This window comes from Mycobacterium sp. BK086 (genome assembly GCA_004362315.1).
Lineage (GTDB): Bacteria > Actinomycetota > Actinomycetes > Mycobacteriales > Mycobacteriaceae > Mycobacterium.
Genome location: SNWL01000005.1, coordinates 522,890 through 544,546 on the forward strand (window position 1 = coordinate 522,890; position 21,657 = coordinate 544,546).

General features: G+C 65.2%; 21 protein-coding genes. 7 read left to right on the forward strand and 14 right to left on the reverse strand.

Features of this window, described 5'->3' with window-relative positions:
* Positions 1–220 precede the first annotated feature (220 nt).
* Positions 221–2,578, forward strand: a complete 2,358-nt coding sequence (locus EV580_RS18945) for a putative bifunctional diguanylate cyclase/phosphodiesterase (RefSeq protein WP_133692734.1) — start codon at positions 221–223, stop codon at positions 2,576–2,578.
* Here the strand turns inward: EV580_RS18945 and EV580_RS18950 are convergent.
* The 3 genes from EV580_RS18950 to EV580_RS18960 all read right to left on the reverse strand — a co-directional run bounded on the left by EV580_RS18950 (position 2,514) and on the right by EV580_RS18960 (position 4,864).
* Positions 2,514–3,023, reverse strand: coding sequence for a TetR/AcrR family transcriptional regulator (locus EV580_RS18950; RefSeq protein ID WP_286171666.1), 510 nt, complete (start codon positions 3,021–3,023; stop codon positions 2,514–2,516). The genes EV580_RS18945 and EV580_RS18950 overlap by 65 nt on opposite strands.
* Before the next feature lie 161 nt (positions 3,024–3,184).
* The gene (locus EV580_RS18955; RefSeq protein ID WP_133692736.1) at positions 3,185–4,276 is read right to left on the reverse strand and encodes a TIGR03857 family LLM class F420-dependent oxidoreductase; all 1,092 of its coding nucleotides are present in this window, start codon (positions 4,274–4,276) and stop codon (positions 3,185–3,187) included.
* 117 nt (positions 4,277–4,393) lie between these two features.
* On the reverse strand, positions 4,394–4,864 hold the full coding sequence (locus EV580_RS18960; protein ID WP_133692737.1) for an SRPBCC family protein: 471 nt from the start codon (positions 4,862–4,864) through the stop codon (positions 4,394–4,396).
* A 126-nt stretch (positions 4,865–4,990) separates the two neighbouring features.
* Between EV580_RS18960 and EV580_RS18965 the strand changes: the two genes are divergently transcribed.
* Positions 4,991–5,389 (forward strand): Zn-ribbon domain-containing OB-fold protein, encoded by a 399-nt coding sequence (locus EV580_RS18965; RefSeq protein ID WP_133692738.1) that lies wholly within the window; start codon positions 4,991–4,993, stop codon positions 5,387–5,389.
* Between the two features lie 34 nt (positions 5,390–5,423).
* On the forward strand, positions 5,424–6,635 hold the full coding sequence (locus tag EV580_RS18970; protein ID WP_133692739.1) for a thiolase family protein: 1,212 nt from the start codon (positions 5,424–5,426) through the stop codon (positions 6,633–6,635).
* Positions 6,636–6,640: 5 nt separating this feature from the next.
* Here EV580_RS18970 and EV580_RS18975 read toward each other — a convergent pair whose 3' ends face one another.
* Positions 6,641–7,636 (reverse strand): alpha/beta hydrolase, encoded by a 996-nt coding sequence (locus tag EV580_RS18975; protein WP_133692740.1) that lies wholly within the window; start codon positions 7,634–7,636, stop codon positions 6,641–6,643.
* 379 nt (positions 7,637–8,015) lie between these two features.
* Here EV580_RS18975 and EV580_RS18980 point away from each other — a divergent pair, with 379 nt between their 5' ends.
* Complete coding sequence (locus EV580_RS18980) at positions 8,016–9,371, forward strand: NAD(P)/FAD-dependent oxidoreductase (protein ID WP_133692741.1); 1,356 nt, start codon at positions 8,016–8,018, stop codon at positions 9,369–9,371.
* Here the strand turns inward: EV580_RS18980 and EV580_RS18985 are convergent.
* Together EV580_RS18985 and EV580_RS18990 are read right to left on the reverse strand one after the other, a co-directional pair.
* On the reverse strand, positions 9,365–11,644 hold the full coding sequence (locus EV580_RS18985) for a putative bifunctional diguanylate cyclase/phosphodiesterase (RefSeq protein WP_133692742.1): 2,280 nt from the start codon (positions 11,642–11,644) through the stop codon (positions 9,365–9,367). The two genes, EV580_RS18980 and EV580_RS18985, sit on opposite strands and share 7 nt — an antisense overlap.
* Before the next feature lie 136 nt (positions 11,645–11,780).
* Positions 11,781–12,431 carry a TetR/AcrR family transcriptional regulator gene (locus tag EV580_RS18990; RefSeq protein ID WP_133692743.1) on the reverse strand — a complete coding sequence of 217 codons (651 nt, stop codon included), beginning with the start codon at positions 12,429–12,431 and terminating at the stop codon, positions 11,781–11,783.
* Between the two features lie 57 nt (positions 12,432–12,488).
* Here EV580_RS18990 and EV580_RS18995 point away from each other — a divergent pair, with 57 nt between their 5' ends.
* On the forward strand, positions 12,489–12,980 hold the full coding sequence (locus EV580_RS18995; protein ID WP_133692744.1) for an Rv1443c family protein: 492 nt from the start codon (positions 12,489–12,491) through the stop codon (positions 12,978–12,980).
* 66 nt (positions 12,981–13,046) lie between these two features.
* Complete coding sequence (locus tag EV580_RS19000; RefSeq protein WP_133692745.1) at positions 13,047–14,486, forward strand: WS/DGAT/MGAT family O-acyltransferase; 1,440 nt, start codon at positions 13,047–13,049, stop codon at positions 14,484–14,486.
* On the opposite strand, the gene EV580_RS19005 is transcribed toward EV580_RS19000, so the two are convergent.
* Together EV580_RS19005 and EV580_RS19010 are read right to left on the reverse strand one after the other, a co-directional pair.
* On the reverse strand, positions 14,483–15,286 hold the full coding sequence (locus EV580_RS19005) for a lysophospholipid acyltransferase family protein (protein ID WP_133692746.1): 804 nt from the start codon (positions 15,284–15,286) through the stop codon (positions 14,483–14,485). The genes EV580_RS19000 and EV580_RS19005 overlap by 4 nt on opposite strands.
* Before the next feature lie 333 nt (positions 15,287–15,619).
* On the reverse strand, positions 15,620–16,129 hold the full coding sequence (locus EV580_RS19010) for a hypothetical protein (RefSeq protein ID WP_133692747.1): 510 nt from the start codon (positions 16,127–16,129) through the stop codon (positions 15,620–15,622).
* A gap of 115 nt (positions 16,130–16,244) precedes the next feature.
* Between EV580_RS19010 and EV580_RS19015 the strand changes: the two genes are divergently transcribed.
* Positions 16,245–16,817, forward strand: a complete 573-nt coding sequence (locus EV580_RS19015) for an HD domain-containing protein (protein WP_133692748.1) — start codon at positions 16,245–16,247, stop codon at positions 16,815–16,817.
* Here the strand turns inward: EV580_RS19015 and EV580_RS19020 are convergent.
* The 6 genes from EV580_RS19020 to EV580_RS19050 all read right to left on the reverse strand — a co-directional run bounded on the left by EV580_RS19020 (position 16,812) and on the right by EV580_RS19050 (position 21,620).
* The gene (locus EV580_RS19020; RefSeq protein WP_133692749.1) at positions 16,812–17,561 is read right to left on the reverse strand and encodes a dienelactone hydrolase family protein; all 750 of its coding nucleotides are present in this window, start codon (positions 17,559–17,561) and stop codon (positions 16,812–16,814) included. The two genes, EV580_RS19015 and EV580_RS19020, sit on opposite strands and share 6 nt — an antisense overlap.
* A 191-nt stretch (positions 17,562–17,752) precedes the next feature.
* Positions 17,753–18,277: a hypothetical protein gene (locus EV580_RS19025; RefSeq protein ID WP_133692750.1), complete on the reverse strand. Its 525-nt coding sequence runs from the start codon at positions 18,275–18,277 to the stop codon at positions 17,753–17,755.
* Positions 18,278–18,299: 22 nt separating this feature from the next.
* A complete protein-coding gene (locus EV580_RS19030; protein ID WP_133692751.1) occupies positions 18,300–18,611 on the reverse strand; it encodes a hypothetical protein in 312 nt (103 codons plus the stop codon).
* A gap of 88 nt (positions 18,612–18,699) precedes the next feature.
* Positions 18,700–19,323 (reverse strand): hypothetical protein, encoded by a 624-nt coding sequence (locus tag EV580_RS19035; protein ID WP_133692752.1) that lies wholly within the window; start codon positions 19,321–19,323, stop codon positions 18,700–18,702.
* A 62-nt stretch (positions 19,324–19,385) separates the two neighbouring features.
* The gene (locus EV580_RS19040; protein ID WP_133692753.1) at positions 19,386–20,150 is read right to left on the reverse strand and encodes a cutinase family protein; all 765 of its coding nucleotides are present in this window, start codon (positions 20,148–20,150) and stop codon (positions 19,386–19,388) included.
* Positions 20,151–20,696: 546 nt separating this feature from the next.
* Positions 20,697–21,620 carry a TIGR03564 family F420-dependent LLM class oxidoreductase gene (locus EV580_RS19050; RefSeq protein WP_133692755.1) on the reverse strand — a complete coding sequence of 308 codons (924 nt, stop codon included), beginning with the start codon at positions 21,618–21,620 and terminating at the stop codon, positions 20,697–20,699.
* Positions 21,621–21,657: the final 37 nt, after the last annotated feature.

Genomic DNA, 21,657 nt, shown 5'->3' on the forward strand with positions numbered 1-21,657 from the left:
TCGCGGAAAGTGGAACGTGAAGACGGCCGGTCCGAACCAGCGACACCGATCGTTGCTCGATCTTGATTTTGGCGGCTTTTACCGACCATTTACCGTCTGACATGTTTGCCGGGTACTTTGCGCGTCTGCTACCGAGTTGTGCCGGATGGCTCTAGGATCACTTAGCTGAGTTTTGTCGTCTCGGAAGGCGTGCCACCCGGGGGGTGCAGGAAGGGGTCGCATGCCCAAAACCGTCCATGTCGTGATCGGCGCCGTCGTCATTTTCACCACCTTTGTGGTGTGGGTCGTCGGCGGCTGGACGCACGGCACGTCGGTCAAGACCATCAACGACATCGTGTTCGTCGTTTTGAGCATCCTGGGGACCGTCTTCGCCGCCTTCGCGGTACGGGCGGTGCACGGCAGGTTGCGTGCCGCATGGATCGCCATGACGGTCGGGATGGCGGGTTGGGCGCTCGGTGAGGTGCTCTGGGCCTACTACGAAATCGCCCTCGACGAGCCCCCGTTTCCCTCACTGGCCGATGCGGCCTATCTGGTCATGCCCGTCGGGTTCTGCGTGGGTTTGCTGCTGTTCCCGGCGGACAGCGGCCAGTCGCGAGGGCGCACGCTGCTCGACGGCGTGATCGTGGCCGGTTCGCTCTTCGTGGTGAGTTGGGTGACCATCTTGAGCCCGATGTATGCGGCCGGGTCTGATAGCCCGGCGGCAATGGTCATTTCGCTGGCGTATCCGATCTCGGATGTTGTGATCCTCACGATTGCCGCGACGGCGTGGCTGCGAGCCGCCAAGGATCAACGCCGGGTGCTGGCCATGCTGACAATCGCAATCGCCTGCATCGCGCTGTCGGACAGCGGCTTTACCTATCTGTCGGCCGAGGATGCGTACTCCAGCGGCAACTTCATCGACATCGGATGGGTAGCCGGGCTGCTGCTCATCATGGTGGCGGCCACGGCCAGCCGTGACGCGGTCGGTCTGCCGCCGACTCAAGCCGCATTGACCGGCTGGGCGCCGGTCTGGTTTCCCTACGCCCCGCTGCTCCTGGCCGGAATCATCGCCGCGGCCGAGCCTGCGACGATCTTTCAAACCCCGATGGTGGAGGCCGTGGGGGCACTGTTGATTCTGGCCGTTTTGGGCAGGCAGTACCTCGCGGCCACAGAGAACCGGAGGCTGCTGGCGACCGTCGCCGAGCAGGCGTTGCGCGATCCGTTGACGGGCCTGGCCAACCGTGCGATGTTCTCCGACCGGCTCCAGGAGGCGATGCAGCGCCGTGAGCGCGACCACGTCTGCGTGGCATTGATCATCTTGGATCTCAATGACTTCAAGGTCGTCAACGACACTCTGGGCCATCCGGCTGGCGACGAATTGCTGAACCGCGTCGGCGAACGGATCTTGGGCTGTGTTCGCAACAGTGAGACCGTCGCACGACTCGGCGGCGACGAATTCGTCGTGCTCGTCGACGACGACTCCGCCGACGTGTACGCCGGTCAGATTGCTGCGCGGGTGGCTGAATCCTTCGACAAGCCCTTTGCCATCGACGGTCACGAGCTGTTCATCCGACCCAGTGTCGGGCTGGCGGTGGCAGGCGCCGACGAAGCTGGCGTGTCGGCGGAGGCACTCGTCAAACGCGCTGATATGGCGATGTACGCGGCCAAGAGGACGCGCACCGCCGGCGTTCACACGTTCGCGCCCGAGCTGGGAGTGTCCAACCCGCCCGACGATGGGGTGAGCCAGCGGGCGCCGACCACGCCCTCGACCGCGGATATGGCCGCGGTCCAACTGCTCGGTGAGCTGCGCCAGGCCATCGACTCCGTCGAACTCACGCTTCTGTATCAACCCAAGTTCAACCTGCTCACCGGTGCCATGGTGGGGGTCGAGGCGTTGGTGCGCTGGCCACATCACCGGCGCGGCCTTCTCAGCCCCGACGAGTTCCTGCCCTTGGTCCGGCACCACGGCCTGATGCGCCCTGTCACCGATCTGGTTATCAACACCGCACTCGACGCTGCGCTGCAGTGGCATCAGGAGGGACTGCAGCTACCCGTTGCCGTCAACATGTCGGCACCCCTGCTCGCCGACCCGCACCTGCCCACTCGTATCCGGCGAGCGCTGGCTGAGCGGAATCTGCCCGCCAGTGCGCTGACCGTTGAGATCACCGAGGACCTCGTTCTCGGCAATATCGAGGGCACCCGTGACGTTTTGAACCAGCTGCGCCGCAGCGGAATCCGGATCGCGATCGACGATTTCGGCAGTGGCTATTCCACCCTGTCCTACCTGTGCGAGCTGCCTGTCGACGAGGTGAAGCTGGACCGGAAGCTGGTCTTGCCCATCTTGACGGACGTCCGGGTGGCGACGGTGGTCCGCGCGGTGATTGCGCTCGCTCACGAACTCGGCCTGATCGTCGTCGCAGAGGGAGTCGAGGACGCGACGACCGCTGCGCGCCTCACGGAGTTCGGCTGTGATGTGGTGCAGGGCTTCTATTTCAGTGTGCCGGTGTCGGCTGCGGAGGTATCGGGGTTGGCCGCTAAGCCAACAACGCCACCACTGCGTCTGCCAATGTTGCACGGGCAACATCAAGGTCCGAGGTGAAGCCGATCTCGCGTTCGTTGCTGAGCCCCCGGATCGCGGCGGGTAGCAGGCACCGAACTCGGTAGAGCTTGTCGGGATCGAGGCCGAGTCCGTCCATGAAGTAGTCGAAGCCCTGGATCCAGTCGAGTTCGCGGGCCGCGAATGCGGCCGCTGTACGCGGATATTCGACGGCGATATCGGAACGGCGCGCCGGCAGTGAGGTTCGCAGCGCGGTGAGTGCTCGTCCCTCGGCGGTGTCCAGATAGCTCCAGACTGAATCGATCACCGCGTCCACCCGGTCGCGCAGCGTCGGACCACGCGTCGGCCAGGAGTTCGGATTGGAATTCCAACTACGGGAATGGATCTCGGTGATCACCGCGACCCACAGCCCGTCGAGGTCACCGAACTGATGTTGCACCGTCCCCCACGTCACCTCGGCGTCTTTGGCGATACGGTTCGCCGACACCGGCTCGCCCGCGCTATCGGCCAGGCAGCGAATGGCGACGTCGAGAAGGCGCGCCCGGGTCTGCAGGCCCCGCTTGTTCAGCCGGGTGCCCGCCGCCGACTGGGGTGCGTCGCTGGAGACCGCGGCCTGCCACTGTTCTCGGGCGCGGTCGGCCTGCCGTGTCAGGCGAACCGCCCGGGATTCGCTGCGACCGCCCGGCGCAATGTTGGGCGCGCGTCTCGATACGCCTGGACGACGGGCGCGAGTTCGTGCGGGCTGGCGCCGTGCATGATGACCGAGTGCACGCCCAAATCGTATTGTCGAGCAATGATTTTCGCGCAGTCCTCAGGCGATCCCTTGGCCACGGAGTCCAGCCAGTCGGCGGGGATCAATTCGGCGATTCGCTGCAGCGTCTCGTACGACGCGCTGGCGTCGATGGGTCCGGCAGACGCCGCGTCGGTGAACAGGTCGGACTGCCTGATGCGGTCGAACGTCGACCTGTCCCAGCCGTTGGCGGAGACCAGCACGTCCGGGTAGGCCTGCAAGTAGGTCGCCAGCCGCCCGACCCCACGACGGATCTGGTCTTCCGGCGACAAGGCGTCGGGCACCGTTGCCAGGCATGCCCAGATCCGGACACTGTCGGGATCCTTGCCTGCCCGCTCGGCGCCGCGGCGCACCGCGGCCACCGACGCCGTCGTTGCCTCATCGGAGAAAAATGTATGCAGCACAACGAAATCAGCGATCTCGCCGGCGAGCTCCATGGTCTTGGGGCCAACGGCCACCAACCCGATGGGTGGTCCGTCGGCCAACCCACTCACGTGGCGCAGTAGCGGCCACTTCCCCGCCGGGCCGTCGTGGTCGAGGATGGTTTCCCCACTCCACAGCCGTCGCAGGATCCCGAAGAAGTCGCGCAGCCGGGCCTCGGTCACGACGGGAAGACCGATCGCCTGCCAATATCCGGCCATCCCCCGCCCGAACGCCATGGCGAACCGGCCTTCGGTCAGCGCGTGCATGGTCGATCCCACGGTGGCGGTGACGGTCGGGTGGCGGGTCTGGTAGTTCGTCGAGGGGGCGATACCCAGGCTTGTGCTGCAGCCGGCGACCGCGCCGGACAGCACCGCCGCGTCCTTGACGGTGAAGCGTTCGCCGATGTGGCAGGAGCCCAAACCGAGCTCCTCCGCCGCGCGGGCTTCAGGAAGCACCACCCGGACATCTGCTGGGTGCCTGGTCACGGCGTAATAGCCGAGTTCGTTGAGCTGCGCGGCAGTGCTCATTGATTGCCTTTCGTGCCGGTGACGCCTAGCACTCTCATCTCCGTGACGGCAATTGTCAATGAACCTTCTCAATAACTTGGACACGTCGTGGCCGCGTCGAACCGCAGGCGATCAGCCTCACGTGGCGTAGCGCTGAGCCAACTTGGTAAGTGTGGCTTCGATGCTTTTCGCATTGCCTTTGGCGAAGCCCATTCGCTCGTAGTACTTCAATGCGTTCTTGAGCGACCCGGCGTCGCGATAGTCGAACGTCTCTGTCACGCGAGTGAGAGTCGGTGTGAGAGAGGCGAATTCCCAACGCCAACGGTGCCCGACGGGGTGGCGCCACTCGAAGAGTTCGTCGGGCTGGACCGCGGTGACAGTGCTGGTGATGCGGTAGGGCACCCCATACATCCGCATTTTGGTCGCGAACCGCGCCCCGGGAACCATTCGGTCTGGGCACGTGATGTTGTCGCGTACGGTGTCCGAACCGTCCAGCTCGTGGTGGCGGCGCGGGTCGGCGACCATGGCGAACAGCTCGGCCGCCGGCGCGTTTACCTCTATCGAGCGGCTGACTTGTCGTGGTCCGGCGTCGACGATGGTGACGGGCATGTTCCGAAGCATGCGCGTGTCGCTCGGGCCGGCGCAATAGGCGCTTCGGTTCTCGAATTCCACCCCGCTCCGTGGGCACCACCGACCACTCGCTAGCGTCACTTGGACATAGACGCGGAGGTTCACATGGCTGAGCAGATACCGATGGTCGACTACCTGGTGCTCGACGATGGTGAACCCCATCTCGTCGCCCATGAATGCACGGCCTGCGGTGCTCGGTTCTTCGACCGGCGCAATGCCTGCGCGGGCTGCTTCGGCACCGATTTCGCGACCGTCCCGGTGGCGACCGAAGGCACGGTACGAACGTTCACCATCGTCACCTTCGCCGCTCCGGGTGTGCCGGTTCCCTTCGTCGCGTCCGTGGTCGACTGCGACGGCACCCAGGTGCGCGCCAACCTCGTCAATGTCGAGCCCGATCCCGAACACGTTCGCGACGGCATGAAGGTGCGCCTGAGCACCTACTCGCTCGGCGCCGACACAAACGGAACCGAGGCCATCGGCTTCGGCTTCGAGCCCGTCGCCTGAATCCCCCGCCCCCGAGCCCTGCCAAGGAGATGCGATGAGTGCCAGTGACGAGATCTGGATCCTCGGAATCCGGATGACCAAATTCGGCAAGCACGCCGACAAGGACACCGTCGACCTCGCCGCAGAGGCCGCGACCGCCGCACTTGCCGACGCCGGCATCACGATGGCCGACATCGGAGTGCTGGCCGCCGGGAATCTGATGAACGCCAGCGCCGGAATCGGCCAGCAGCTGCAGAAGCAGATCGGCCAGACCGGTATCCCGGTCTACAACGTGGCCAATGCGTGCGCCACCGGAGCGACCGCACTGCGGACGGCCATCATGGCGGTCAAGGCCGGCGAGGTCCGTTACGGCATGGCAGTCGGTGTGGAAAAACTCTCGGGTGCAGGCCTTCTCGGTGCGGGTGGTCGCAAGAAGGATGACGCCGCGGTCTGGGAGCCGGCTGGCCGCTTCGGCGCCGTCGCTCCCATCGACGGACGGATCGGCACCGAGTCCATGCCCGGCGTGTTCGCCCAGATCGGCACGGAGTACGGCCACAAGTACGGCGGCACCAGCTTCGAACTCTTCGCCAAGATCAGCGAAAAGAACCACGCCCATTCGACATTGAATCCGCTGGCCGCCTACCAGAAGCGGTTCACGTTGGAACAGATCATGAATGACGTGATGATCGCCTACCCCAACACCCGCCCGATGTGCTCGGCCAACTGCGACGGCGCGGCCGCGGCCATCGTCTGCAACGGCGAAACGTTGAAATCCCTGTCACTCGACCAACGTCGGCGTGCCGTCAAGGTGTCGGCCTCGGTCCTGACCACCGACCCCTACGAAGCGGGGTGTCAGGTGCTGCCGAACGTCAACACCCTGACCCGCAACGCCGCCGCCACTGCCTACGAGCAGGCCGGCATCGGCCCGAGCGATCTCGACCTGGTGGAGCTGCACGACTGCTTCGCGACGGCCGAGTTGGTCCACTACGACAACCTGATGTTGTGCGAGCAGGGCGGCGCCGCCGACTTCTTCAACTCGGGTGCCACCTGGCGGGACGGCTCGACACCGGTCAACGTCTCCGGCGGCCTGCAGTCCAAGGGACACCCGATCGCCGCGACCGGTATCGCCAACATCTGGGAGATCTGCCACCACCTGCGCGGCGAGGCCGGCGACCGTCAGATCGAGAACGCGAAGGTGGGACTGGCCCACGTCATCGGGCTCGGATCAGCCTGCGGTGTCCACATTCTGGAGAAGTCCGTGGCCTGACGCCGCTATGCCCCCAGGGCGGGCCCGATGGTGGTGTTCCACGACTCCTGCATCTCGGACTCGAACAGACCCCACGTGTGCGAGCCCTGTGGGCGAGCGACATAGGTGACCGGAATTCCGGCGGCCCTTGCGGTGTCGGCGAATCGGCGGGTGCTGTCGGCGACGATGCGCTCGATGAAGCCACCGCTGATGTTCGGGCCGAACCCGTCCGGCAGGCGGTCGACCGCACCGACATCCCCGGTGTCGGAGGCGGCGGCATAGACGGCGACGCCCTTGAGGCGACCGACGTTCTGCGTCGGGTCGTGGGCGACCCACCCCGGCCCACTCAGTGGCCCCCACATGTTCTCGGCACCGAGCCCACCCGTGGACAGTGTCAGCGAAATCTGTTGTGCGGACTGGGGATCCGACGGCGTCAGGAATCCGCTGTACGAGCCGACGGCGCGGTAGGTGCCCGGTGCTTGAACGGCGTAGTCGATCGCGGTGCCGCCGGTGCTCGACAAACCGCCGACCGCGTTCCTACCGTTGGTCTTGTATTGCGAATTGATCAGTGGCGGAAGCTCTTTGGTCATATAGGTCTGGTACTGCTTGCTGGCGTCGTTGACCCAGTCGGTCCACCAACTGAACTGGCCGCCGAGTGGGGACACGACGTTGACGTTCTTGTTGGCGAAGAAGCCTTGGATGTCGGTCATGCCGAACCAGCTCTTGGTTCCCGGTGCGAAGCTGACACCAGGGTCGAGATTGTCACCACCGTCGATACCGGGCAGCAGGTAGAAGGTCGGTGCCCCGGATTTCGGCGACCTGTACACGTCGTTGACGATCACTGTGTTCATCGACGGCGAGTACACCGACACCTTGTCCCAGCGGTCGGTGATGTGCTGGATATCGGTGATGCGTGCGCCCCCGGCGGGATCCGCGCTCGCCGGCGGAACAGCCAGGAAGGCGGCCACGGAGATCAGCACGACGATGAGCGCGCGTACGCGGGTCGGGATCAATACAGTCACGGCACCGGATCCTCACTGGTTGTGATCGGAAGCTCTTGTACGGATTCACAAGGGATATACAGGGTTCTCACCACCGCCACACAACCGAAGCATCGATATTCACAGTGTTTTAACAGGATTTAGTTTTTCGCTGTTCAGCGGTGCGCAAATGGAGCGCGTGGATTTGCTGACGATTCCGCGACGGCGGTTGACAGGTCCGGACCCAGGCTCGCGTGCGGTTTATCCCCTACTGCCGCGCTCTCAGCAACCCGGCTGTCCTGACGGTGCCGGGCGCCCGCAAAACACCCACCTCGCCGCGCCCGGCGGCAGTCGGCCGCGCGGGGGCGAGAGACCATGTGAGTATCGGTAGTAGGACCAAACCAAGAGGGGTTGATTCGGCATGGGCACTGACCGCCCGAAGGTACTGATCATCGGCGGTGGGTTCGGCGGCCTGTTCTGTGCCCGCCGCCTGGGCCGCGTCGACGTCGACGTGACACTGCTGGATCGTGCCGCGTGCCACGTGTTCCAGCCGCTGCTCTATCAATGCGCCACCGGAACACTGAGCATCGGGCAGATCAGCCGCTCGTTACGCGAGGAACTGGCACGCCACCGCAACGTCACCACACTGCTCGGTGAGGCCGTCGAGCTCGATGCCGACGCGCGGCGGGTGACGGCTCGGCGTCCGGACGAAACGGTCTTCCATCTGGACTACGACTACCTGGTGATCGCGGCCGGCATGCGCCAGTCCTACTTCGGCAATGAACAGTTCGCGGCCTGGGCGCCCGGCATGAAAACACTCGACGACGCTCTCAGCATCCGGCGTCGGGTCTTCGCCGCGTTCGAGATCGCCGAGACTCTGCCGCCGGGGCCCGACCGTGACCCGTGGCTCACCTTCGCCGTCGCCGGCGCGGGCCCCACCGGCGTCGAATTGGCCGGGCAGATACGGGAACTCGCGACCCAGGCGCTGGCCAACGAGTTCCACAGCATCGAACCGCGGGAAGCTCGTGTGCTGTTGTTCGACGGCGGTGACCGGATCCTCAAGGGCTTCTCGTCGGGTCTCTGCAAACAAGCCTCGCGAGTTCTCGAGAAGCTGGGCGTCGAGCTGAATCTGGGCGTGCACGTGACCGACGTGCGGCGCGACGGCGTGACCGTGACCCCGAAGGACGGCGGCCCCAGCAGGGACTACGCCACCCGCACGGTGTTGTGGACGGCCGGTGTCGAAGCCGTGCCCTTCGCGCGGCACGCCGCCGAAAGGCTGGGCGCGCAGAGCGACCGATCCGGGCGCATCGCGGTGGATGCGGATCTGTCGGTGGCCGGGCGCTCCGAGGTGTTCGTCATCGGTGACCTGGCCGGCCGCGACGGGCTGCCCGGCGTTGCGGAGAACGCGATGCAAGGCGGCTTGCACGTCGCCGCCTGCATCAAACGCGACCTCGGCAGGACCACTCGCAAGGACTTCCGCTACCGCGATCTCGGGTCGGCGGCCTACATCAGCCGTGGACACGCGCTGCTGCAGGCCGGGCCGGTCAAACTCACGGGCTTCATCGGTTGGCTGGGCTGGGCGTTCATCCACATTGCCTTCCTCACCGGCGTCCGAAATCGCTTCAGCACGGTCGGAACCTGGATCGCGAGCATCGCCCGCGGCAACCGCAGCGACCGGACGTTCATTCTGGGTGGCTCCGGTCACCGGCACGAGCCCTACATGTGGGAATCGCCGGCCCATCAGGCACACCACGCCAGGCGCGATTCGGCTCAGTAGGGCCTGACGGCCTCATCGGCGATGTCTGCCAGCGTGGACGCTCGTCCGAACAGGTGCCCCTGCGCCAGGCCGCACCCGGCCATGTAGATGGTCTCCGCCTGATCGGCGGTTTCGATTCCTTCGGCAATCACGTTGAGGCCCAACGCTTCACAGAGGCCGGTGACCGACCGGTACAGCAACAGGTTTCGCTCGGGCTCGACGCCCATTGCGAGGCCCCGGTCGAGTTTCACGATTTGCACCGGCAATTCGTGAAGGTAGGTCAGCGAGTTGTAGCCCGCACCGAAGTCGTCCAATGCGACGCGCACGCCCAGTTCGTTCAACCGTCTGATGGCCGCGGCACCGTCGGCCAGGTCGACGATCGGAACCGTCTCGGTGATCTCGAGGACGAGCCGCTGTGGCGGAAGGAGATGGCGTGCCAGCGTGCGGCTGACGACATGCTCGAATTCCACGCTGCCGAGGCGCGCGGCACCGATGTTGATGTGAACGTCCAGATCCAGTCCGGACGCTTTGATCTGTGCGCAGGCCTGATCCAGAACCAGGGCATCGAGTTGAGCGCCCATGCCGTTGGCCTCGGCCAGCGAGACAAAGGTTTGCGGCGGTATCTGGATCCCGCTGGGCGCCGTCCACCGGGCAAGAGCCTCGACAGCGACCGGGATGCCTTGTGGGAGAGTGACTATCGGCTGATACTTCAGATGAAACCCTTGCGGAGCACCGCCCTTGGCTTGCCGTAGGGCGGTGGGAAAATCCTCTGACACACTGAACGCCGGCCGGTACACCACCGCGGTGTCTTTCCCCAGCCGCTTCCCGGTGTACATGGAGTTGTCGGCCTGCTTGAGCAGGTCGTCGGATGTCGGTGGTACACCGTCTGATCCGGGGCTGACCAAGCCCATGCTGGCGCGCACCCGAACCGACGTCGCGTGCACCGAGAACGGGCTGCGCAGCGCCACCCGTAGCTGATCGGCGACGATCTCGGGTGCGCCGACGGCCCCTGCGATGAGGATGGCGAACTCGTCTCCCCCGATCCGTGCCAACGTATCCCCGGGGCCGAGACAGCTCTCCAGGCGGGCGCTGATCGCGCACAGCAGTTCGTCGCCCGCGGCATGCCCGAATTGGTCGTTGACCTCTTTGAAATCGTCGATATCGACAAAGATCAGGACGAAGGGTCCGTCCCGGATGGCTTCGTCCAGTCGTTGCGCCAACAGCAATCGATTCGGCAGGCCGGTCAACGCGTCGTGGTGAGCCTGGTGAGCCAGGCGCCGCTTGGCTTCGACGAGCTGTTCGGTCAGCATGCGCTGCACGCGCATCGCCACCACGTAGCGCGTCGCCACGAGCAACGCCATTGCCAGGTAGGTGCCGATGAAGACCGGATCCACCCGCGCACCGACCAGAACGTGGAACGCCAGCAGCGCGGTGCTCCCCATGAAACCCACATAGGGCAGAGTCAATTGCGCCCAGTTGGTGGGCTGCTCCAGCTCGTCGTGGTCGGGCCGTGATCGCGGCGGGAATTCCAACAGGCTCAACATGATCAACAACGGAGCGATGACGAATCCGATGCCGACCCACGGATCCAGCTCGGGCACCCCGATGCTACGGAAGTAGGCCAACAGTCGGTCCGCGGATGTCAGGGTGATCACCGAGGAGGCGAGCAGCATGTAGTTCGCGCGGCCCGGACGGTACGGCGGATACCACATCGCGAGGAGGATCGCGCCGACCACCGTGACGAGTTCGACGGCGCCGATACCGAAGACGACCCCGGCGTTGGTGGACCGCGGCAGTGCTGCCCCGTCCATGGCACCCAATCGGGCGACGTACACCAGATGGGAGAACGCCAGCGTCGCGAGCAAGCCATCGAGGACGGTGGTGAGCACCGGCCAGGTCCGCACCCATGTCCTGCCGTCGTCGCGGTGGCCGGCCCGGACGAGGAGCAACATGGCCGCCGCGAACAATGGGCCTGCAATGAAATAGCCGGCAACGGCAAGTGCCGGGGCGGTGGCGTTGAGGTCGACAGCGTGATCCCCCCGCGCGAGAAACTCGGCGGTCAGGAACACGGCGATCGCCACCACAAGAGTGACCCGCCACCACCGCGAAAGGCCGGTGACCCGGCGCGCGACCACGATTCCGACGATCAGCGCGGCCACACACAGGGTTGCTTCGATGACGAACTGGACGCGCTGTGCGGTTTCCTGTCCCCACAGGGCGAGCGCGTTGAATCCTGCCGCGACGACAACGGCGGCAGATAATCCGCTACGCAGGCGGCGACTCCCAAGTGGCAACGCGTCCCCTCCAGCCCGCGGCGTTGACGTCCATATCCTGGCAGAAGAGTTTGCTTGCTGGACCGTTATCGCCCAACTAGATTCACGCGGTATTAGGTCGACTTAACCAATATCCGAAACCCGTTGATGTGCAGCACTATTCACTGGAAGGGTGGAGATATCTCCCGAGTAGCACGACGATTTCGTCTTCAAGTTCATCGAGGTCGACTTCTAGCTCGGTCGTGACGAGCCGATGCACCAGCGACTCGATCGTGGTCACCACAACATGAGCGGTGAGACGAGTGACTCGGACTCCCGGACGTGTGTCGAGCACGGCCGCGGTGGCGTCCACCGCGCGTCGCTCCATGTCGTGCAGGTGGGCCAGAAACTCCGGAGCCCGAGGTGCCTCCTCGAACAGCACCCGATGCAGCCGCGGATTGTCGCGGTGATTGTCGATGGTCGCGCGGACGAACACGCGCAGGGCGTCGTCCACATCGCTGGGCAGCCCGTCGGCGATCCGCTCGGCGATCAGCTGGGCACCCGCGTCGGCGTGGGCCTGCATGAGCGCCCGCAGCACCGCGTCCTTGTTGGGAAAGTATTGGTACAGCGAGCCGATCGAGACCCCGGCGCGTTCGGCGATGCGATTGGTGGTGCCCGCGGCGTACCCGTGCTCGGCGAAAACCTGAGCCGCCGCGTCCACGATGCGCTGCCGGGTCTCGGTGGCTCGGAGCTGTTTGGGCTGCTTGCGCTGCTTGAACCGGTCGGAGGGAGCGATCGTCGGCCTCCCCCGTGAAAAGCGAGTAGTCAGCCGGCGTCACCACCGGCAGACTTAGGGTAACCTAACTCGCCTGAAGGAGTGCTGCGAATGCGCACCATCCACCACCAGACAATCTTCCCGACCAGCGCACAGCGGGTGTGGCCGGCGATGCTGTCCCCCGCCACGTTCCTCTATGCGTGCAAGGGTCTGTTCAGCGTGCCCGCGCTCGCCGGCCGCGTCGAGCCGTTCCGTGAGGGCGAGAGTGGAACCGCCTGGCTCTTCGCTCTTCATGTCGTCCCCGCCTATCGGCACACGATCGAGGTCCACGACATCGACCCGGCCACGCACACGGTGCGCACGCGCGAGCACGGTGGAATCCTCAGGGCCTGGAATCACACGCTGCACGTCGAGGCCATTGACAACACGTCATGCCGTTACACCGACACTGTCGACATCGACGCGGGGATCGCGACGGGCCTGGCGGCACTCGTCGCCGACGGCATCTTCCGGTACCGGCAACGGCGATGGCGCACGCTCGTGCGCAGGCATCTCTTACCCGAGGGCACCGCGTACGGAAACGTCCGGGTTGATCGATGCTGAGCAGTCGCTTAGCATAGGTCCAGCGAAACGCTCGGTGCGGGGGCCAGGCACTGGGGAGGTTTGGTTGTGAGGCGACTCAACGGCATGGACGCCATGCTGCTCTACAGCGAGACCCCGACATTGCACACCCATACGCTCAAGGTGGCCATCGTCGACGCCGCCGACTACGACGGGGTGTTCGACTTCGGGGTGTTCCGTCGCACCGTCGAAGAGCGCCTACATCTTCTCGAGCCGCTGCGCTACCGCCTGGTGGAAATCCCCGGCCGCCTTCACCACCCGATGTGGATGCAGGACTGCGACGTCGACCTCGGCTACCACCTGCGCCGGGTCACCGTGCCGGCCCCGGGCGGGCGACGGGAACTCGACGCACTGATCGGCCGGATCGCCAGCACACCCCTGGACCGGCGATACCCGTTGTGGGAGTTCCATTTTGTCGAGGGGATGGCACACAATCGCTTCGCACTGATCGGCAAGGTGCACCACACCCTCGCCGACGGCGTCGCCTCGGCCAACCTCCTGGCCCGGCTGATGGATCTGGCCGGCCAGCCGAGCCCGGAGCCCACGTCTTACCCCGTGCGCATCCCGCCGTCGAAACGCGAACTTCTCCAGGCTGCGTTCGCTGACCACCTGCGCCAGGCCAGGGCCTTGCCGAGGCTGATCAACGATGCGGCAACGGGTTTCGTCCGCCTGCGTCGGCGCCAGCGAGAGCGTCGCGATCATGTTCAGTTGGCCAAGCCGTTTGCCGCTCCCGCGACGTTCGTCAATCACGTGGTGTCGCCGGTCCGCACCTTTGCTACCGCCACCTTGGAACTCGCGCAGGTCAAGGAAACCGCCAAGCATCTAGGTGTCACGTTCACCGACATCGTGCTGGCGGTGACCGCGGGCGGTCTGCGAGATCTGCTGCTGCGTCACGACGGCAGCGCGGACGAGCCGCTCGTGGCGGCGGTACCGGTGGCGATCGACAAGTCCGCCGACCGGGTCACCGGCAATGAGATCGGTGGGCTGTCGGTCTCGCTGCCCGTCCACATCGACGACCCGCTGGAGCGAGTCCGGCTCACCGCCTTGGCCAGTCGGCGAGCCAAGGAGAATTACGAACTTCTGGGGCCGACGGTGCAGGGACGATTGATGCAGTACCTGCCAACTGCACTGTCACCAGCGGCATTTCGGTGGCAGGCGCGTCACGCCGCGCGCAACCGGATCATGAATGTCGCGGTGTCCAGTGTGCCAGGACCGCGCCAGCGCGGGAACATCGGCGGAGCGCCGGTCAGTGAAATCTACTCGGTGGGAGTGCTTTCGGCGGGCAGTGCGTTCAACATGACCGTGTGGAGTTATGTCGATCAGCTCGACATCGCGATCCTGTCCGACGACCGCACATTCGCCGACATTCATGAGGCCACTGAGGCGATGGTTCGGGCATTCGCCGACATCCGTTCGGCGGCCGGGTTCTCCGACGGCGTGTGCGTCGTCGATACCGCGATGCCGCCGGTCGCCTTGGCCGGCGGTTAGCCCAGAATCGGCAGCCGGCGTTGCCGTGCAAGCCGTTTGAGCGCTTCACCCATCACCGATCGCACGTGCGCGTCTACTTCGGCGATATCGGGATCGGGGCCGAACCGCGCGACGATGTCGATCGGTTCGAGCACCTCGGTGACGACTTTGGCGGGCAGCGGCAGATTGGGTGGCATCAGCACGCTGAGCCCGAACGGCACGCCCACACTGACCGGCAGGATGTCCATCCGCGCCTTCGTCAGCCCGAGTCGTTTCGCCAGCCAATTCCCACGAGTCAGGAAGAGCTGGGTCTCCTGTCCCCCGATCGACACGGTCGGCACCAGCGGCACCCCGGTATCCAGCGCGGTCCGGATGTATCCGGTGCGGCCGTTGAAGTCGACGGTGTTCTGCTCGAACGTCGGCCGGTACGAGTCGTAGTCCCCGCCCGGGAACACCAGCACGACCGCGCCGGAATGCAAAGCGGTGGCGGCATTCTCCCGACTGGCTTCGATGACGCCGAGGCGGCGCAGCCAGCCGTCGAGCGGGCCGAGGAACACCCCGTAGTGAGCCAGCGTGTAGAGCGGCCGGTCGTAGCCGAATCGGCGGTAGAACTCGGGGGCGAAGATCAGCACGTCAGGTGTGAGCATTCCGCCGGAGTGGTTGGACACCACCAGGGCGCCGCCGGCCGCCGGCATGTTGTCCAGTCCGCGGACCTCGGCGCGGAAGTACCGGCTCACGACCGGTGACACCACCTTGCTCACCTGCTCGGTGAACGCCGGATCGAACTTGGCGGTCTCGTGGTCGAGTGCGTCGTCGCTCATAGCTACCCCTGGACGGTCTAGTGCCGTTCCCGCTGGTGGCCATGCCTCCCCGTTGGCCACCCGCACCAGCGGATATCTGATTTTCGAAAAATGAGAATACCATATCCGCTGGTGGTGGCCAAATTCCGGTAGAGCACTGGGACAACCCCGGCGTCAGGTCAGCGACGCGCGCTGGTGTGCCAGCACATGCCGGCGATCGCGCCGGCAACGGTGAGGAATTCGAGTGCGATATTCATGACGCCCCTCCGGTGGATGACGACGGTCCCGTCTCGAACAAGATCAGCCCAAGCTACCGCCGCAATCCGGCCCGTCCGGTCAGGCGCGGCGGGTGGCTCAGGTCTTACCGCGATATTCGAATGCCTTGAACGAGAACCATCCGGCCTCGCGGGCCTGCTCGAGCAGGTCGAGGTGGAGGGCGAAGTGCCCGCTGAATATGCAGGGCAGATGTGAAAGGCGTTCGCGGACTTCCTCTTCGGTCAGTGCTCGCCCCACGCGATAGACGCGGTCGTTTTTGTAGTACTTGTCCGTGATGACCTCGTGCAGGGTGTGCAGCACTCGCACGGCTTCGTCTGCGTTCTCGACGGTCAGGACAACGAGATCGTAGTCATTGAAGTGATATCCACGGTCAAAGAGAGCGGGGTCGTTGTGCAGCGATGAATGGACCATCAGGCGCAGGGGCCGGCCGGTCTTCTTGTTCACGATGACCCCGGTGTGGAGCGTGAATCCTTTCGTCACACAGGGAAAGAACCACCCATCGTTCAGCTCGCGGGCTTCACCGAGGACCACTTCCCCGTCGTCGAACGCGCCTTCGCCCAGCTCACGTGCCTCGGCCTCGTCGATCATGGAGCGAGATCCTAATTCGGCACGGTATGCGGGACACCAGATTCGCGAAGTGGACGATACGCAGCGGAAACACTCCGTCGCTACGGTGTTGGGCAACCGACCGAGAGGACTCGCCATGGCCACCCAGACCCGCGCGACCTACCGCACGATGGCCGAGGGTACGGCGGAGGACTACGCGCTGATCGTGCGTGCCGAGGAGGCCAACAACGCCGGACTCGTCCCCCGCGTCGTCAAACTGGTCGAAGCCCTCGCCGATGGGGAACAGGCCTACCCGGTCAGCAGATTGGAGCACTCGTTGCAGTCGGCCACCCGTGCCTACGACGACGGCCGATCGGCCGAGTACGTCGTGGCCGCGCTCCTGCACGACATCGGTGACACGTACGCGCCGCACGCGCACGGCGCGTTCGCGTCGTCGGTCATCGCGCCCTACGTATCCGAGCAAACGGCCTGGATCGTCAAGGTCCATCCGGAGTTCCAGCAGTACTACTACGCGCCGCACATGGGCGGATTCCGCGACGCTCGGGAACGCTACCGCGGGCACCAGTGGTTCGACGACGCGGTCGAATTCTGCGAGAAGTACGACCAGAACTGCTTCGATGTCGAATTCGAACACCGACCCCTCGAGTTCTTCAGGCCGATGGTCGAGGAGGTCTTCGCCCGCGAACCATGGGCCTGCCACGCATCATGACGTGGCCGGAGAGAGGGTGCGCACGAAGAACTGGGCTGCGTTCTCGCGTTCGTAGTCGAGTGCCGGATAGAGCCGACCCGATCGTGCGTGCAAGGACTTCTCGGTGGACCCCAACGCGTCAAACAGTGCGATTCCCGCTGCGCGATCGAATTCCTCATGGCCCCAAGGGATCCGATACTCGACCGGAATGGTGACGTTTCTGGCCGCTTCGATGGCGGCACCGTCGACGAACACCGCCCCGAAACTCGCGGCCCGGATGCGGGGCTCGGCGGTCGCCAGCATCAGCCCGGTGACCACTCCCAATGTCATGCCGGCGTAGCCAACCGGCTTTCCGGCGCCGATATCGGGCAGCGCCTGCAGAGCGTCCAAGGTGTGCTGCCATTCCGGCACCGCACGCTGCACCAGTGACCAGCTGTAGTCGATGACGATCGGCGCGATCGGCTCCCCCGCCGCCCGCGCGTGACGGATCGCCTCGGTCCATCGGTGGTCCTGACGGCTTCGCGGCCGGTCACCATGCCCGGGTGCATCGATGGCGACGACGGTGAAGCCGTGCCGGGTTACGGAGTGCAGTGCACTGGCGACCAATCCGGGCGCCTGTTTGTGCATGCCGCCGGAATGCCCGGCCATGAGCAGCGGAGCGTCGACGAATTCTGTTGCGGGCGACCAGAGCACACCGGTGATCTCGCCCAGAATGAAATGACGTTCGATGACACCGTTGGATGATGTCTCAGTGGTGAAGTACATGGTGTTGCCTTTCGGGAGTGCGGTATTGGGCGCTCCCGGCGACACCTGCGCCTACCGCTCGACCGCGAACACGAGTGGGAGCACCCACCTGGTTACTGCGTTCATGGGTTTCACCTCCTCGTGTGAAGTCACGGTCTGGCGCACGCTATCAACGTGAACAGACCGGCGTCCAACGCTTTTCTGGTCCCTGGCTACAGCCCAGGGTCGCTGTAGACATTGAATCCGTATGCGACAAGCGGCCGGAGAACCGGTGAGATGGTGAAGCCATTTGGTCCCACCTCGCGCTCGTCGGCGCGCGTGGCGATCACGACCAGCCGCCCCTGATGTCCCGCGAAGCAGTACCACTTGACGCCATTACTGGCGAGGTCGAGCTGCATCGAGTCTTCATTGAGGTACTGAGCCGCCAACAGAACCGGGTCCGAAGCCGAATCATCGGTGGCCAGGCACGCTGCGCTATAGGTCGATCGAGGTACGGCGAATGTCGAATTGGGAGAGAGCAATACGGTCCCCGCAGCCGGCGATTGATCGGTTCCCACACGCACCTGACGAACACGCGGTGCACAAACCGCCGAAATCCACGCGTCCGGCGTACCGGATACCGGGTCGACTGTCGGGAAGTGCGGGTCCTGCCACGGCTTGCCGACTCCGATCATCGTCGGCGTCCCGGCCACGACGCTCACCGATACGAGCGGCGGGATGACGCCGACGACGACCACCGCGCTGACAGCGACACTGACGCTAGTACTGACCCAGCGGCCGGCAGACATTGGTGATCGGATTCCAATACTGCCCGGCGTCACAGCTCAGCGGGACCGGCGACACCGGCGGTCGGCACACATTGGCGCCGGGGTCCCACCACTCCCCGTTCTGACAGTTCAGTGGCACCGGTGCGACCGGTGGCTGACAGACGTTGGCGACCGGATCCCACCACTCCCCGTTCTGACAGTTGAGGGGATCGGCCGCGCCTGCTGCCGGAGCAACCAGTGACAGCGCGGCGATTGGCGTGAATGCTGCCGCCAGAATTGTCGAGCGACGGATTAGCTTCCTCATTCGTTGAGCCTGCCCCATTCGCGGGGCTGCCAAACGCTAAAGACTCACCAATTGGATGATCGCCACGACATCGTTCGGAGCTTCCACATCAGGCCACCCGCTGGATTGTGATGCGCGCGTTGATGTGCCACACCGAATCGTTCTCGTTGACCTGAAGATAGAGACCCTTCACGTCCTCGCCGACCTGATGCTCGACGACGAGCTTGGCCTCGTCGGTGACATTGAGGAAGGTGTCCATGAAGCTCGGGAGCGCATTGGCGTCGCTACCAGTCCCGACCGACAGGGCCTTCGCGTTGCTGGCGTTGATCACATCGGGGGTTGGCACGGTGTCCGGCGCGAGGGCGTCCTTGAGATAGCGGAGACGGGCGTATCCGGCAGGCGGAGCCGGCACTGTGGGGATGACCGTCGGATTCGCCGGATCGGCATAGTTGACGAGCGACAACGCCGTCACGCGATAGCGACCGGGTTTGAGAGTGACGACGCCGGTCTGGTCGTCGAGGCTGATGTGGGTGCCTTCTTCGACCTCGCGCTTGTTGAATACTCGCGTGTTCCAACCGGCCACCATCGGCTTGCTGGTGAGCGAATACTCGGCATAGACCGCGTAGTCCACGGCCGGCGGCTCCGGGGTGCGGCTGCACGACGTGAGCATCGTGGCGCCCGTGGCAAGGGCGATAGCAGAGACGATCGAGGCGACTGAACGGGATCCGATCACCACGACATGGTGACGGAGATCCCGATCAGTCGCACTCGATTGCGGTTTCTCGGCAGAAGGCGTCAGTTGCCGGGAGCGACATCGGCAGCAGCCTGCACCAACACCGCCGCCGGGGCAGGCCCGCCGAGCTTGCTCGCCACGAAGTCGGCGGCCTGGTCGGCCATGCCGTTGGACTTGTACGAGCTGTGCGCTGAGCGGTCCAGGCCGCCGGGATAGCAGACCGGGTCGCCGGGGGCACACAGCTGGATGGTCTTACCGGCGTAGAGGTCGCCGATCGTGATCGGCGGTGCGTTGCGATCTGCCAGTCCCAGAAACCACGCGTCGGGAGTGCCGAAGAGCGCCACCGCCGCGACGTGGGAAGCGACCGACGCGGGCAGCGGCCCGGAAATGCTGGCGGGCAACGTGATCCCCGACGGAACAGTGCTCGATGTCGTATATCCCGCCACCGCGGCTCCCTGGGAATAACCGCCCAACACGATCTTGGTGGCCGGGCATTCTGCGGCGACCGACTGAATCTTGTTGACCGCGTCGCCGATTCCGTCGACGGCCTGCCCGAAGTTCAGCGAAGCCGGGTAGTTCACCCCGTAGGCCTCTACTGTCTTGCCGGGCAGTCGGGCATTCAAGGCGTCGACGAAGGACTGCCCGGTAGCACCAACGCCGGGTGCTTCGAAGGTGCCGCGGGCGAAGACGACCTCGACGGCCGCGCACGAATCCTCGGCGGCATTGGCGGTCGCAGCGGGGCCCGCGACGACGGCGATCAAGGCGAGGGCGGCGAAGATCGCCGATTGGGTAGCCTGTGCGGTCCGGGCCAACAATGCTCTGCTCATGCCTGCATAAAGCGGCGATCCCCTACCTGCGATTCCGCCGATGTCAAGTGATCTATCTCACCGGAGAGAAGATGGCTCGGCGGGATGGTCCAGGGGCGGTCAGGCGTTGGCTTCCTGCCACGACGATGCCAATTCAATTAGATGGGTTAGCTATCGGCGGAGCCGGGTAGACGAACCTCATGCAAGCGAAACTTTCGAAGCTCACACCAGTTCTGTTCGCAGGTGTTGCTGCCGCCGGAATCGCAGCCGCACCAATGGCTTTTGCCGATCCGGCGCCGGGTTGCTACAACCCGGATGGCACGCCGTGCACGCCGTCTGCCGGCCCTCAGGGTGCCGGAGCTGAGGTGCCCGGCGGACCCGGCGCACAGGCGGGCGCTGATGGCCATGTCTCCGCCGGAATCCCCAACGGTCCGTGGGCAGAGGCCGGTCCCGGTGGCGGGATTGCCTGTATTCCCGGTGGCCCGTGCCGGACGATCAATCTGCCCGGCTAACTGCGACTTGGCACGAAAAGCCTTCTCTTAGTGGGGCTTTTCGTGCCAGCTCGGGCTAGGTGTCGTACGCGCGCAGCAGTGCGCGCGTGCGGGCCCGGCCCTCGGACGACGAATCAAACGGCGCCGCGACGTACTCGTCGACCCCGGCGGCCCGCAATTCGTCGAGCCGGCCACGCACCGTCTCCTCGTCGCCGATGATGGCGGCGTCCTCCGGGCCTGCGTACCCCTCGCGGTCGAGCATGGCGCGATAGGACGGCAAGTGCCCGTACATCGCGAACTGTTCGGCCGCCTGCTTACGCGCTTCGCCGACATCGTCGGTGACGCTGATGGGCAACGACGCCGCCACCCGGACGGCGCCCTCGCGTCCGGCATCGGCCGCCGCCTGTCGCAGCGCCGGTCCGACATGCTCGGCCAGCGTCTTGGGCCCGGTCATCCAGGTGCAGGTGCCGGCCGTGCGCCGTCCGGCGATCTTGAGTAACTGCGGACCCAGAGCCGCGATGTACACGGCGGGCGCGGGCGCCCCGGCGATCATCAGCGCGCCCCGGGTGGTCACCGTCTCCCCCTCCGCGGCGGCAGGTTGACCGTCCAGCAGTGGCAGCAGCCCGTCGAGGTATTCGTTGAGTCTGCGGACCGGTTTGTCCCACGGGATGCCCCACATCCCCTCGGTGACGGCCTGATGCGTCATGCCGAGTCCGAGGATGAACCGGCCACCGGAGGCGAGGCTCACTGTGAGCGCGCGCTGCGCCATCAGCATCGGATGGAGATTCTGGATGGGCACGACGCCGCTGGCCACTTCGATCGTGTCGACCTCGTGCAACGCGATCGCCAGAACGGTGAGAAGGTCTGGCTCGTAAGGTAATTGGCTCATCCAGACACGCTTGAAGCCCTCGTCGCGCAGCATCGCGAGGTTCGCGATCGTCGCATCGATCGGAGATCCACTGCCCGATCCGCTGAGTTGCCCGAACATACTGACCTGCATCCGCCCAGCCTACGACGCATGCCCGGGTGCCCGACGC